11 protein-coding genes are annotated in these 13,096 nt (G+C 71.4%); 6 read left to right on the top strand and 5 right to left on the bottom strand.

Annotation, left to right across the window (positions count from 1 at the left end):
• Positions 1 to 86 precede the first annotated feature (86 nt).
• Together TR33_RS05300 and TR33_RS05295 are read right to left on the bottom strand one after the other, a co-directional pair.
• Positions 87 to 1,769 (bottom strand): hypothetical protein, encoded by a 1,683-nt coding sequence (locus TR33_RS05300; protein ID WP_042281794.1) that lies wholly within the window; start codon positions 1,767 to 1,769, stop codon positions 87 to 89.
• Between the two features lie 148 nt (positions 1,770 to 1,917).
• On the bottom strand, positions 1,918 to 3,165 hold the full coding sequence (locus tag TR33_RS05295) for a metal-dependent hydrolase family protein (RefSeq protein WP_042281792.1): 1,248 nt from the start codon (positions 3,163 to 3,165) through the stop codon (positions 1,918 to 1,920).
• A gap of 162 nt (positions 3,166 to 3,327) precedes the next feature.
• Here TR33_RS05295 and TR33_RS05290 point away from each other — a divergent pair, with 162 nt between their 5' ends.
• From TR33_RS05290 to TR33_RS05280, 3 genes are all read left to right on the top strand, one after another.
• Positions 3,328 to 4,161, top strand: a complete 834-nt coding sequence (locus TR33_RS05290; RefSeq protein WP_014911232.1) for a MurR/RpiR family transcriptional regulator — start codon at positions 3,328 to 3,330, stop codon at positions 4,159 to 4,161.
• 113 nt (positions 4,162 to 4,274) lie between these two features.
• Complete coding sequence (locus TR33_RS05285) at positions 4,275 to 5,684, top strand: sodium:solute symporter family protein (protein WP_017534702.1); 1,410 nt, start codon at positions 4,275 to 4,277, stop codon at positions 5,682 to 5,684.
• Between the two features lie 212 nt (positions 5,685 to 5,896).
• Positions 5,897 to 6,097: a hypothetical protein gene (locus tag TR33_RS05280; protein ID WP_042281789.1), complete on the top strand. Its 201-nt coding sequence runs from the start codon at positions 5,897 to 5,899 to the stop codon at positions 6,095 to 6,097.
• A 19-nt stretch (positions 6,098 to 6,116) separates the two neighbouring features.
• Here TR33_RS05280 and TR33_RS05275 read toward each other — a convergent pair whose 3' ends face one another.
• Together TR33_RS05275 and TR33_RS05270 are read right to left on the bottom strand one after the other, a co-directional pair.
• Entirely contained in the window at positions 6,117 to 6,863 is a 747-nt protein-coding gene (locus TR33_RS05275; RefSeq protein WP_014910092.1) for a metal-dependent hydrolase, read from the bottom strand.
• Between the two features lie 118 nt (positions 6,864 to 6,981).
• Positions 6,982 to 8,109, bottom strand: a complete 1,128-nt coding sequence (locus TR33_RS05270; protein WP_052358099.1) for a hypothetical protein — start codon at positions 8,107 to 8,109, stop codon at positions 6,982 to 6,984.
• Positions 8,110 to 8,162: 53 nt separating this feature from the next.
• On the opposite strand from TR33_RS05270, the gene TR33_RS05265 reads away from it, so the two are divergent.
• The 3 genes from TR33_RS05265 to TR33_RS05255 all read left to right on the top strand — a co-directional run bounded on the left by TR33_RS05265 (position 8,163) and on the right by TR33_RS05255 (position 12,517).
• Positions 8,163 to 8,660 carry a MarR family winged helix-turn-helix transcriptional regulator gene (locus TR33_RS05265; RefSeq protein ID WP_042281787.1) on the top strand — a complete coding sequence of 166 codons (498 nt, stop codon included), beginning with the start codon at positions 8,163 to 8,165 and terminating at the stop codon, positions 8,658 to 8,660.
• Positions 8,661 to 8,928: 268 nt separating this feature from the next.
• Positions 8,929 to 10,569 (top strand): ABC-F family ATP-binding cassette domain-containing protein, encoded by a 1,641-nt coding sequence (locus tag TR33_RS05260; protein WP_042281786.1) that lies wholly within the window; start codon positions 8,929 to 8,931, stop codon positions 10,567 to 10,569.
• 133 nt (positions 10,570 to 10,702) lie between these two features.
• Complete coding sequence (locus TR33_RS05255) at positions 10,703 to 12,517, top strand: immunity 49 family protein (protein ID WP_042281784.1); 1,815 nt, start codon at positions 10,703 to 10,705, stop codon at positions 12,515 to 12,517.
• Between the two features lie 4 nt (positions 12,518 to 12,521).
• Here TR33_RS05255 and TR33_RS05250 read toward each other — a convergent pair whose 3' ends face one another.
• Positions 12,522 to 13,067 carry a putative immunity protein gene (locus TR33_RS05250; RefSeq protein WP_042281781.1) on the bottom strand — a complete coding sequence of 182 codons (546 nt, stop codon included), beginning with the start codon at positions 13,065 to 13,067 and terminating at the stop codon, positions 12,522 to 12,524.
• Positions 13,068 to 13,096: the final 29 nt, after the last annotated feature.

The following is a 13,096-nucleotide window of genomic DNA, read 5'->3' as shown; positions in this document are numbered from 1 at the left end:
TAGCCGTTCTGGAGCGGCTCAACACACAGATCCAGGTTTGAGGAGGAGGCGGGGCGGATCGAGCGCGACTTCGCCCGCTACACGACCTAGGGCTCTTCGAGAAGGTCGAACTCGGGGGAGGGGCGCGAGCCCCTCAACCGGAGGACGCGGTCGCCCACATGGACCGTGACCCCTCGGTGCCAGGCCCGCCACGTCTCCTCCCGGCGCGCCCAGACCACCGCGGCGGCGGCCACCAGCGAGGCGTCCAAGGGACGTTCGTCCTCTTGGGCCCGCTCGTCGTGGACGCGCATCGCCGCTCCGCGACGGTGCACCAGCAGGGCCGAACGCGGGCCGGTCGAGGCGACGGCCACACGGGCGCGCGGGTGGGCGTTCACCCGCTCCTTGGCCCAGGCGCCGGCGTCGCGTTCGGTGCGCGCCCGCCGTCGGGACCAGGCGTCGGCCGCGTCCCAGCGGGGCACCACCGTATCCTCGGCGTCCACCACCAGAGGGCGGGTGGCCGCCCGTGCGGGCGCGCGTCCGGGGGCCGCCGAGGGGTGGCGGCGCAGGTGGAGTTCGGCCTCGGGGCCGACGGTCGTGATCTCGGCGGCCACACGCCAGGCGGTGACGTCGTCGGGGCACGGTTCGAGGTCGGGCAGGGGCGGATAGTAGGCCGCGCGTCCGGGTTCGGGCAGCGAGAGCAGGGAGTACAGCACCGACCGGAGCCGGGCGGCCGAACCCCCGTGGTGTTCGATGAGCAGATCCGCCACCGGGGCGATGGGGGAGCGCAGCACCCGGTCGACCTGGTCGGCGACCCCGACCGATGTCAGTCGGGGCAGCGCCGCCCCGAACTCCAGCAGTGGGGAGCCCGGGTCGATGTCGTCGGTGTCGAAGGCGGCGAGCAGCACCGGACGCCCCAGGGCGGCGGCGTAGTAGGTCACCGAGCCCACGTCGCCCACGACCACGTCCGAGGCGGTCAACGCCGCGCGCCACCCCTCGGACGGAGGGATCAGCACCAGCCCCGCCTCGATCTCCTCCGAGAGCCACAGCTCCAGCTGGGAGCGTCCACGGGACTGCCAGACGTTGGGGTGGGCCACCAGCGCCACCCGGTACTCGTCGTAGGGGAGTTCGGCCAACAGGTCGCGGATCAGATCGCGGCGGGCGCCCAACAGCGAGCCCCGGTTCCAGGTGGAGGAGACCACCACCAGCCGACGTCCGCCCACGTCGAGCGCCTCCCGGTAACGGTCGCGGCGACCCGCGGCGGCGAGCATGCGGTCGAAGGCGGGGTCGCCCACCACCACCCCGCGTCCGCGCGCGGCGGGAAAGGAGCGGTGGAGGCGTTCGAGCTGTTCCCGGTGGGAGAACAGGAAGCGCGCGGCGATGGGCTCGCCCTCGTGGGAGAGTTCGGCCGGGTCCAGCCCCGACGCGGCCTCCAGCGAGCCGGGGCTTTCGCCCACCCGCCGGTTGTGGCCGGCCCCGTGCGGCATGAGCACCAGCGGAGTGTCGAGACGGTGCAGGTCGCCCTTGCCGCTGGCGGCCAGGGCCAGGTGACGGGGCTCCTCGACCGCCTCCTCCCAGGGGACGATGTCCTCGACCCCGGCGGCGCGCAGCAGGGGTTCGACACCGGACTCGGAGGCCGAACCCGGGGTGACGGTGAAGGTGACGCCGATCCGATCGTCGGCCAGCAGGGAGGTCACGTCCAGCAGTCGGCCGGCGGCGGGGACACTGCGCACGACGGCGAGGACCTCCCGATCAGGGAAGATGGTCGCCCACTCGGGTCCTCGACGCTTCACGGTGCGGTTCTCGGAACTCTCTGTATCTCGCTTCGTCCGGAGTATCCCGGTTCAGCAAGCTCACCCTACGGGAAGCGGGGGCGGGGCCCACAACCGTCGGCCGGCCCGCGACGAGCAGGGCCGGCCGAAGAGCGGGAGGTCTTCGAGGTCAGAGACGTCCGCGTCGCAGAGAGCCGCCCTGGAGGACCGCGCGGACACCGCGCTCGGGCTCGGCCAGCAGGGACAGGTCGGCGATCGGGTCGCCGTCGACGATGAGCAGGTCGGCGCGGGCCCCGGCGCGCAGCGTTCCGATCTCCCCCTCCAGGCCGAGCAGCGCCGCGGCCTCGGTGGTGGCCGAGCGGATCACGTCCGCGGCGGGCTGGACCTGACCGCGGATGGCGAACTCGCCGCTCTGGTGTTCCTGCATACCGCCCAGAAGGTCGGTTCCGAAGGCCAGGCGCACACCCCCCTCATGGGCCATGCGCAGTGCCTCCAGACCCCGGTGCAGCACCGTGTCGACCTTGGCCTGGCTCTCGGCGGGCAGCCCGTTCTCCGCCCCCTGTCGGGACAGTTCGCGGTAGGTGACCAGGGTCGGGACCAGGAACGCTCCGTGCTCCACGAACAGCTCGACGCTGCTCTGGTCGATGAGGTTGCCGTGCTCGATGCAGCGGACCCCCAGACGCAGGCCCCGGTTGACGGCGCGTGCGGTGTAGGCGTGGCCGGTGACGTAGCGGTTGGCGGCCTCGGCCTCCTCCACGACGGCGCGGAGCTCGTCCTCGGAGGACTGGGTGGAGTCGATCCGGTCGGTGGGCGAGGCCACCCCGCCCGACAGCATCACCTTGACGTGGTGGGCACCGGTCCGCAGCTGTTCACGCGCGGCGCGGCGGAACTCGATCGGGCCGTCGCAGACCAGGCCGGCCCCGGGGCAGCAGCCGTCCCCGTCCTTGCCGTGGCGTCCACGCGGTCGGAAGTCGCCGTGGCCGCCGGTCTGGGACAGGGCCTTGCCGCCGAAGATCAGTCGGGGGCCCTCCAGGAGCCCTTCCTCCACGGCCAGGGCCAGGCCCCAGTCGGCGCCGCCGACGTCGCGCACGGTGGTGAAGCCGCGTCCGAGCATGGCCGACAGGGAACCGGCCGCGTAGGCGGCGACGTAGAAGGGCGAGTGGTCGGAGACCGAGCCCAGGTCGGCACTGAGGGCGGTGACGTGCACGTGGGCGTCGATGAGTCCGGGCATGAGGGTGGCGCCGGCCAGGTCGACGGTCTCGGCCCGGTCGGTGATCCCGGCGGGGACGTCGCCGGTGTCGCGGGCGGCGATGACGCCGTCCTCGATCAGGAGCCAGGAGCCGGGGGCGAGGGCGCCGTCCTCGGGGTCGAGCAGGGTGGTGTTCGTGAGGACGGTGGGCCGGGGGTGGTCGGGCACGGGGAGCCTCCTGGTTCGGACGAGCGTGCGGTGTCGGGGGACGGGGAACAACAAGATGCAATATACGTTGCATCGGCTTCGTGTTCTCGCACGGGGGTGGTATCGCTGAGAACGGCGTGGCCCGGAGGAACCGGACCGCCGGAACGGGAGGATCGGGGATCGATGGCGGACTGGATCGAGGAGACGTCGGCGCGCGGGCGGCCGGGTAGGGCCACCGAGCGGGTGCTGGGCGTCCTGCGCGACGAGCCGCGCTTCGCCTCCTACGCGACCGCCGCCGAGGTGGCCGAACGCGCCGAGGTCAACGTCGCGACCGTGGTGCGCGCCGCCCAGCACCTGGGCTTCTCCGGTTGGCCGGCGCTCCGGGTGGAGCTGCGCTCGCGCTACCTGTCCTCGCTCAGTGCGGGGGAGGTGCTGGCCGAGCATTCGGAGTCCGGGGCCGATCCGGTGCGGGCCGCCGTGCGCGCGGACCGGGAGAACCTCAGGTTGTTGGAGAGGACGCTCGAACCCGAACGGATCGAGGCGATCGCGGCGGCGATCCACCGGTCCCGGCGCACGCTGGTCCTGGGGTCGGGGACCTTCGCCGCTCCGGGCGTGCAGCTCTCCCACGCCGCCGTGATCATGGGCTATGACGTGCGCATCCACGATTCGGCCGGGACCGTGTTGACCAACGCCCTGGCCCGGATGGGCGAGGGCGACCTCGTCGTGGTCTGCGATCTGTGGATGCTCCCGTTGGCGCTGCGCAGGGCGGTGGAGATCGCGGCCGAACGTTCGGTGCGCGTCGCCCTGATCACCGACCGGCGCGAGTCGCCGCTGGTGTCCTCGGCCGACGAGGTGGTGGTCGTTCCCAGCGAGGGTGCCGGGATGTTCCCGTCGCTGACGGCGGCGATGACGGTCGTCCACGCGATCCTGGCGGAGTTGGCCCGGGTCGGGGGCGAGAACGCCCTGGAATCGGTGCGTACGGCGGAACGGCTCTGGCGGGACGCCGAACTCTTCTGAGTGATTCAAGTCACACAAGATGCAATAAGTATTGCATCACAGTCGTCGTTGCTGGTTACATCTGGCCTCACCCGCTGTTCACCCCTTCGTGCGCGTATCTCCCGAGGCAGCCCATGCAAACGACCCACCTGGTCATCCTCGCCCTCTACCTCTTGGTGATGGTCGGGATCGGCCTGTACTTCTCCCGACCCTCCAAGGTCCGCGGCGGCGAGGACTTCCTCTTCGCCGGCCGGAGCCTGTCCACCCCCGTGATGATCGCGACCCTCCTGGTCACCTGGGTCGGATCGGGCACCATCATCGGTGGCGCCAACTTCGCGTACACCCACGGGCCCATCGCCGGGATGGTCTTCTTCGCGGGCACCCCGCTGGGGATCCTCGTCCTGCTGTTCGCCGCCCGCCGGATCCGCCGGGCGGCCCGCCACACCATCCCCGAACTGCTCGAAGCCCGCTTCGGCACCGGCGTGCGCACGGTCGCCGCGATCGTCACCACCGTCGCCTACATCGGTCTGGTCGCCTCGCAGTTCGTCGGCGGCGGCTACGTGATCGCGCTCATCACACCGCTCACCCCGACCCAGGGCGCCCTGCTCACCGCCCTCGTCGTCACCGTCCTTACCGTCACCGGCGGACTGTTCTCCGTCGCCTACACCGACTTCGTCTCGGCCATCCTCGTCCTGGGCGCGCTGGTGGCGTCGGTGCCCCTGGTCCTGATGGTGATCGGCGGCCCGGCCGCCTACTGGGAGGGGCTGCCCGAGGTCGCCACCACCCCGAGCGGAGGCCTGAGCCCGCTCCAGCTCCTCGGCTACTTCCTGCCCCTGTTCCTGCTCCTGCTCGCCGACCAGAACCTCTACCAGCGCCTGGCCGCCGCCAAGGACGAGCGCTCCGCGCGCACCTCCACCCTGGGCATGCTCGGCGCGAGCTTCTTCGTCTTCATCCCCGTGATCCTGCTGGCCACCTCGGCCGCCGTGCTCATGCCCGGGATCAACGGCGACGAGTCCGTGCTGCGCCTGGCCTCCGAAGGCCACGTGCCCACCCTGATCGGCGGACTGCTGCTGGCCGGCGCGGTCGCCTTCGTCATCACGACCGGCTCCTCGTTCATGCTCTCGGCCGCCTCCAACGTCGCCTTCGACCTGTTCGCCAGGTTCGGCGGGAACAAGGTGGGCGACCGGGGCACCCTGGTCGTGCAGCGCCTGTCCATCGTGGCCATCGCCCTCATCGCGATCGCCCTGGGCCTGTACTTCCCGACCGTCCTGGACCTGCAGATGTACTCGTACACGGTCTACGGAGCGGCGATCACCCCCGCGGTGCTGGCCGTCCTGTTCTGGAAGCGGGCCACGACCGCCGGGGCGGTGGCCGCCCTGATCGTCGGATCGGCGGTCACCATCGGCTGGGAACTGGTCGGGGCGCCCGGCGGCTTCAACGGGGTGATCGTGGCGCTGCCCGCCGCCGTGATCGCGCTGGTGGCCGCCAGCCTCCTCACCAAGGCTCCGGACCCGCGCACCCTGGAGGCGGCCGGGGTGGACTGACCCGGACCGTTCCTCCTCGGGCGGGCGTCCCCTTCCATATGAGGGGACGCCCGCCCTCGCGCGCCCCGGTTCACGCGGCCCGAGACCGGAACCGGCCACCGCCCCCGCTCCACGAGGGCCCGCGGGTACGAGGACGGGGAAGGGGCGACAGGGCACCGCCGGCGGTGCCGCTTCCCCGAACACGACCCCGTTCACGATGACGAGGAGGCGGCGTGGAAGCCGAGGACAGGGCCCGCAAGGCGGTCGAGTGGACCGTCATCACCAACGTCATGTTCCTTCTCGCCACGGCGAGCGCGACGTTGATCATCGGCCTCACCCCCCTCATCTGGGTGCTGTGGGTCGCCTGGGCGGCCCTGTGCGGCGTCGCCGTGTGGTCCCTGGTCCGGTTCGCCCGCTTCGACAGGAGTCCCTGAGGCCCCGAGCGGAAGGGGCTCAGCCCACGGGGACGGTGGGGACCGCCAGGAACGCCACCACCGGGGTCCCCGCCAGGGAGACCCATCGGATCGCCACCTCCACCGGACTCTTGCCGGTGTGGAAGGCCACCGGAGAGCGGAACATCCACCACCGCTTGCCCCGGTGCACGAACGGCCAGGCCAGGGGGACGCCGCTCCGGGTCAACCAGTCCCCGAGCACGTGCGTGAGCGCGCCCACCGCCACGGTCAGACCGATCATCCACGCCGCGCCTCCGGGGGCGAACGCCGCCACCACGGCCAGGACGATCGCCACGACCAGGGCCGCCCGCCGCCGTGTGCGCAGCGGCCCCCACCCCTTCAACGAACGGGCGACCGTACCGGCCCCCAACGCCGCCATGGCCAGCACCACCAGCGCCGTCCCGACCGGTTGGAAGAGCGCCACCAGCCAGCCCAGGGCCCCGAACACCAGCACGGCGGGAAGGGTGTGGGTCAGATGCCGATGCCCGCCGTCGCCTCTGCCCTCCCGTTCGGTCGAGGTCGCCGCGTACACCCGCCGGGACAGGGCCCGCAGACCCTCGGAGGTCTTCTCCGAGACGAAGCCGAGGCTGCGCCCGACGGTCGACCCGGGCTCGTCCAGATCGGGGAGGAGGGCGGCGCCCGCGCCGACGGCGGCGCACACCAGGACGTCGGTCCATTCCGTTCCGGCCAGCGCGCCGACGACCGCTCCGGTGAGCAGACCGGTGGCGGCGTGCGAGCTTCCCATCATCGTGGCCTCCGTTAGGGGGAAGGGGGACGGTCCGGACCATCATCCGACGCGCCGGGAGGCCCTGTGAACACGGGGGTGCGGGCTCTGGGCGGTAGGAGTGTCCTTTCCGACGGAAGCGTCATGGAGAGGGCGGAGGGTCCTCCCCGGTCCGAGGCCGGAAGCCGGGCAGGGAGATCCGGCCGGTGGCCAGGTGAAAGGGGGTGGGCATGGGAAGACCGCGCCGAAGCGACAGTCGATGGAGGGCGGCCTTCCACCATGGAGTCCGTGCTCGTGTGCCGGTGAAGAAGACGTACATCGTGTTCCGGTCCGCGTCGGTGTCGCCGTAGTGGAACGAGGGGCCGCAGCCTCCGTCGCCGAACCACGGGGAGGGGTCGACGTCGGTGTCCAACAGCCGTACCGGTGTCCTCGTCCACTCCTCCCGAGAGCCCGAGGGGCGGGGTGAGCGCAGCCACCACAGCCCTTGGGCGGGGAAGTCGGGGGTGCCATGGAGGTTCGTGCCCCGGGCCACGACCATCTCGTAGTGGTCGTCCACCTTGAGGACGGCGTTGTCGAAGTATCCGTCCTCGGTGGAGAACAGCACACGTGGGGTGCTCCACGTGACGCCGTCCGTTCCCTCCACGTACTCCAGTCGGTAGTCGGGCATCTCACCGCGACCGACCTCGTGAGGGGTGGACAGGTACCACATGCGCCAGAGGCCGTCGTCGTAACGGACCAAGGGTTCCATCACGCTGGGACGCTCGTGCGTGCCCACGTGCACCGGCGCCCCGTGCCGTCTCCAACCGTCGGGTGTCCTGGTCAGGAAACCGATGGAGTATCTGCTCTTCCTTCCGGTGACCGAGCGGGAGGACTGTCCCGCGTAGTAGATCCGCTCCTCCTCCGGCCCGCCCTGGACACGGCCGCGCACGTAGGAGGGGGTGTGCATCCCCCGTGAGTCCCACAGACCCTTGGGCGGTGCGGGGGCCACGGGGGCCGCTCGGCGTGGGTTCCCGGGAACGGTGACCAGTGACCACTCGTCGCAGGAGAGCGGGGCTCCCGCGGGGAGGGCCGCGGTGAACAACAGGACCCGAAGACGGGGGGTGACCCCGCCCAGGAACATCGTCCAGCGGCCGTCGATCCAGTGCACGTCCGGGTCGCTGAGACCCCAGACGTTCCGTATCGGGTGGAGGCCATCGAACATGTCGAACAGGACGGCCTCTCCCGCCGATCCGGTGGAGCGCCACCGATCCAGCGCGTGGTCTCTCACCATCAGACTCTCTCCAAAACGAGATGTCTCCGATTCGGAGATAATATGATGGGGGCATGGAACGACACAACCCCGGACGGCGGCGGACGGCCGACCACCTCTACGCCTCGGCGCTCTCCCTGGCCAGGACGGGCGAGACCTTCGACCGCCTACGTGGACTCCAAGGCGTGGAGGGGGAGGCGCTCCTCCTGGTCTTGGAGGCGTCCAGGGCCGACGGGCGGAGCGGGGTCACGGAACCGGAACCGATCACCCCGGGACGGCTGGGGCGGGAGCTGCGGCTGCCCTCGGCCTCGGTGACGGCCGTCGTCGACCGGCTGGAGCGGGGCGGTCACCTCCGTCGGGTGCGGGACACCGGAGACCGTAGAAAGGTGCTCCTGCTCCCGACCGAGGAGGCCGAACGCGCTCATACGACCTACTGGGGCGGCCTCGACGAGCGGATCGTCGAGGTCATGGAGCGGTTCTCCCCGGAGGAGTTGTCCATCGTCGACCGTTTCCTGCGAGGGGCGACCGCCGTGACGGAGGGGTACCGGGCCGAGCGCGAGGGACACCCTTGAGGAAGAGGTCTTCCGGGTAGGGCCCGGGGTGGTGGAGCACACGTGAGGGGTGCGGAAAAACCCCTTGGGCGGGATGACGGTCCCGCGTTAACCTGTGGGCATGCATTTCCAGCTCTATCTGTAACGGCACCGCCGGCCCACCGCGCTCGTCGAGTCATCCGAGCCCGGTGACGGCCCAGGCGACCCCGCCCCATCGAGGGCGCCGTTACCGGCACGCCCACCACCCCGCCACTCGGGTGTCCTCGGCGTGCCCTCAGAGAGGGAACACATGCCCACCGCTCTTCCCGCGCGTTCGCGCGCCCAACTCGTCCTGTCCGGAGTCTCCGTCACCCGGGGCTCCCGACGGGTCCTCTTCGACACCGACCTGACCGTCACCCCCACCTCCCGTATCGCGATCGTGGGGGAGAACGGTCGGGGCAAGTCCACGCTCCTGCACGTCATGGCCGGAACGCTCGTGCCCGACGAGGGCACCGTCACCCTGGTCGGCACGCTCGGCCTGGCCGAACAGGAGATGTCCACCGAGGACGAGCGCACCGTCGGCCGGGTCGTCGCGGACGCCGTCGCCGACTCCCTGGCGGCGCTCGCCGAACTCGACGCCGCCGGCCTCGCCCTGGGAGCGGGCGAACCCGGGGCCGACGAACGCTACGCCCGCGCACTGGAACGGGCCGAGGCCCTGGAGGCCTGGGACGCCGAACGCAGGGTCCAGGTCGCCCTGGAGGCGCTCGGGGCCGAACCCGACCACTCGCGACGGCTGACGGAACTGTCCGTCGGGCAGCGCTACCGGGTCGGGCTGGCCTGCCTGCTGGGGTCGGAGGACGACTTCCTGCTGTTGGACGAGCCCACCAACCACCTGGACCGCGCGGGTCTGGACTTCCTCACCGAACGGCTGCGCGGACGCTCCGGAGGGGTGGTCGTGGTCAGCCACGACCGCGCCCTGCTCTCGGACGTGGCCCGCACCGTGGTGGACCTGGACCCGACCGACGACGACCGTCCCCGGGTCCACGGCGGCGGTTACGCCGGCTACCGTCGGGGCCACCGGGCCGAAAGGGAACGCTGGGAACAGGAGTACCTGCGTCAAGAGGCCGAACGGGCCCGTCTCCAAGACCTGCTCAGCGCCGCCCAGAACCGTCTGGTCTCCGGGTGGCGTCCGGAGAAGGGGACGAGCAAGCATCAGCGCGCCACCCGTGCCGGGGGAGTGGTGGCCAACGTCCACCGCCGCCGGGCCGACCTGGAGGCCCACGCCGTCACGATGCCCGAACCACCGCGGCCGTTCCGCTTCCCGGACCTGCCCACCCGGTCGGGCACCACGCTGCTGGTCGCCGAGGAGGTGACCGTGGCCGGCCGTCTGGACGCACCGACCTCGCTCACCCTGCGCGGCGGATCGAGGCTGGTGGTCACCGGCCCCAACGGCGCGGGCAAGTCGACGCTGCTGTCGGTGCTCGCGGGCGACCTGCAACCCTCGAGCGGCCGGGTGTACGGATCGTCCGAGGCCCGGGTCGTGGCGCTGCGTCAGGAATCGGCGCCCTCGTCCGAACAGCGGGCCGGAGACCTCTATCGGGCCCACGTGGACCGGCTCGTGTCCCGGGGGAGGCTGCGTCCGGACGAGGTCGTGGGCCTGGCCTCGCTGGGGCTGCTGCGTCCCCGGGAGATCGGCAAGAGGGTCGAGGAGCTCTCCACCGGACAGCGGCGTCGCCTGGACCTGGCGCTGGTGCTGGCCTCGCGCCCGCACGTGCTGCTGTTGGACGAGCCCACCAACCACCTGTCGATCGCGCTGGTCGACGAGATGACCGAGGCCCTGGAGGCGACCGAGGCGGCGGTCGTGGTCTCCACCCACGATCGGGGGCTGTTGCGGGACGTCGAGTCCTGGCCGCGCCTGTCCCTGGAGGCCGCGCGGAAGATCACGGTGTGAGGGCGGGGCGCCCCGTCGTTCGAGGCCGACGGGGCGCCCCGGCACAGCCGGTCCCCGGCCGGCTCCGGTCTGTCGTCGCCCCCTGCCAGACTCTGTCCCGTTCAGGAAGACGACGTGATGGGGAGAGGGCCCGGTGACCCTGCGGATCGAACGGCACGAGGTCGACGACAAGGCGATCGCGAAGGCCACGGAGGACTTCACGGATCGGATCGGCGGTGACGTCCGTGCGCAACAGCACAGCGGCCGGGACGGGTTCGGCTGGGAGATGATCTCCCGCGACCTGCGGGACTACGCGGCGGCGCGCTCGGTCCGGGCACCCTCCGCCACGGCCGACATCCGGGCCGCCCTGTACTCCGCGGCCGAGGCGCGGATCGGCGCGCTCCTGTTGGAGGGGGCTCCCAGCTCGGCGGAGTTCTCCGTGAATCTCACCTATACCGGCACCGGTGTCCTCTACCAGGATCACGACGAGGAGTCCGGCGTCGAAGATCGGGGAGAGAGGGCGGTCCCCGTCGGCGACTGGACCGAGGCGCTGTACCTGTGCGTTCTCGCCGGTCTGTACGAGAACCACGAGAATCCCTTCGTCCGGTTCGCCTCGGACTTCGGAGAGGACGAGGTCCTGCAGCGGGCGCTGACCTTCTACCTCTATCCGCACCTGGGCGCCGAGCGGGATCAGTTGGAGAAGTACGTGTGGTCCGCGCTGGGCCCGATTCTGGACTCCCTCTCCCCGGACTCCGACGACGACCGTGTCGAGCCGGGGTCGATCGACCACGACCTGCTGTTCCTGCGCGCTCTACTCGCCCGCGACCAGGAGGCGTTCTGGGCGACCATGGCCGTGCGCCTGACCTGGTTGCGGGACCACTCCGGGGAACGGAACCTCAGGGGGCTGCTCCCGCTGACCGAGCTCGCCTTCGCCGCACTGGCGGTGCGGGTCGAGGGCTGGGAGATGCCGTTCGAGTCCGACTATCTGCCCCGCCACCTGGTCGAAGGGGCCGGAAGCGGAGGCCGTCGGGTGGGTCCCTACGGAAAGGACAAGGACCCCGAGGCCCTGGCGGCGCTCTCGCGTGGGACTCTGACGGTCGAGCGTCCCACGGAGGGGTTCTCGACAGAGCGGTCGTTCGAGAAGACGTTCCAATACGAGGACGAGAAACTCCAGAGGATCCGGAGGCCGCAGATCCTTCGGGGACAGATCCCCCGCGCTCTGGAGTGGGCGAGCGATGGGGAGATCCTCGGGTTCCGCTTCTGTTCGGTCGTGGATCCGGAGGCACGGCATCCGCGTCAGCTCGCCGCCCTCGAACACGCCGCCCAGTACATGGTCGCGCTGTTCGACTGCGCGGCGGCCGAGGACGACACCGTCGACGTGACCATCGGCGAGACGACCGCGCCGATGCGTACCTTCGAGCCGAACTCCCGTGTCACGGGAGGACGGTTGCGGACCTCCCTTCAGTACGCTCTCATGTCCGGTTCGCGAGAGCTCTTGGAGAGGCTGCGCGCGCACATCGGGGCCGAGTACCTGCGCGGGGGCGATGGTCCTTCCGTCTACTCCCACTACAGGGAGGCGTTCCTGGCCTATCTGGGCTCCGAGGTGGATCGACTCCGGTGGCCCGAGGAGGACGTGCCTCCGAATCCGAGGGTCGAGGAGGCGCTGGATCGGGCGCTCGAAGCGCTCACCGCCTATGACGTGCCCGGTTACCCGCCGCCCCCGGTCATCCTGCTCTCCCAGCTGGTGGCGCAGGATCGGGACGGGTTCGACCTGGCCCTGGTCGACGTGTTGGAGGAGCACCGGGACGCTCATGGCATCGGCGAGCGGGCCGAGGACCCCGACGGCCTGATCGACCTCGACGCCCTGGCCCTGGCCTGTCTGGCCCGGGCCAAGGGGTGGCCGGTACGGGTGCGGAGCGACTACCTGCCCCAGGGGGTCCTCGACCGGGCCGCGACCATGTTCGCCTGAGGCCCTAAGCGGTCCGCCGCAGCTCGACGTCGAGCCGGTACATCAGCGCGCTCATCCACCTGCGGCCGTCGGCACGGGCGGGGAAGCGCCGCAGCACTCGTCGGACGGTCGGTGAGGCGTGCGCGGTCGCCCAGTGGATCTCCTCGTCGGCGATCGCGTCCGTACCACCGGTGGCCAGGAGGGATCGGGCGCGGATCCGGTAGGCGGTCGGCGCCAGCAGGTGCTTGGACTGGTGCGGGGTGGCCAGGGCGTGCACGAAGGGGGTGCCCGCCGCCACCCCGATCGAGCGCGCCGCGGCCTCGGCCACCGGATCGTCGGTCTCCTCGGCGCAGGACAGGGCCGTCCAGATGGCCGAACGCAGGCGGGCGGTCCTGGGGCCCCCGGCGTTGTAGGCGCGCAGTTCCTCGAAGGCCTTCCGAGGCCGGGCCTCGTCCGGTGCCCGGGACTCGAAGAGTGCCAGTGCCCGCGCGGCCCCCTCGGCCGCCCAGCGGCCGAGCTCGCGACGTTCGTCGTCGCCCAAGGCGAATTCTCGGGGGTCGTGGTCGTTCATGGGTCCTCCTCCCATAGGGGGAGGACACC

Origin of the sequence: Nocardiopsis alba (assembly GCF_000710955.1) — a bacterium.
In the GTDB taxonomy this organism is placed as follows: domain Bacteria; phylum Actinomycetota; class Actinomycetes; order Streptosporangiales; family Streptosporangiaceae; genus Nocardiopsis; species Nocardiopsis alba.
The sequence above is the reverse complement of the archived record's forward strand: the minus strand, read 5'-3'. Positions and strand labels throughout refer to the sequence as shown.

What these genes read in the sequence shown, in the direction of transcription:
- TR33_RS05260 (WP_042281786.1), top strand. Translation starts at nt 8,929, where the DNA reads ATGCCCACCGCTCTTCCCGCGCGTTCGCGCGCCCAACTCGTCCTGTCC.
- TR33_RS05270 (WP_052358099.1), bottom strand. Translation starts at nt 8,109, where the DNA reads ATGGTGAGAGACCACGCGCTGGATCGGTGGCGCTCCACCGGATCGGCG.
- TR33_RS05275 (WP_014910092.1), bottom strand. Translation starts at nt 6,863, where the DNA reads ATGATGGGAAGCTCGCACGCCGCCACCGGTCTGCTCACCGGAGCGGTC.
- TR33_RS05265 (WP_042281787.1), top strand. Translation starts at nt 8,163, where the DNA reads ATGGAACGACACAACCCCGGACGGCGGCGGACGGCCGACCACCTCTAC.
- TR33_RS05285 (WP_017534702.1), top strand. Translation starts at nt 4,275, where the DNA reads ATGCAAACGACCCACCTGGTCATCCTCGCCCTCTACCTCTTGGTGATG.
- TR33_RS05290 (WP_014911232.1), top strand. Translation starts at nt 3,328, where the DNA reads ATGGCGGACTGGATCGAGGAGACGTCGGCGCGCGGGCGGCCGGGTAGG.
- TR33_RS05250 (WP_042281781.1), bottom strand. Translation starts at nt 13,067, where the DNA reads ATGAACGACCACGACCCCCGAGAATTCGCCTTGGGCGACGACGAACGT.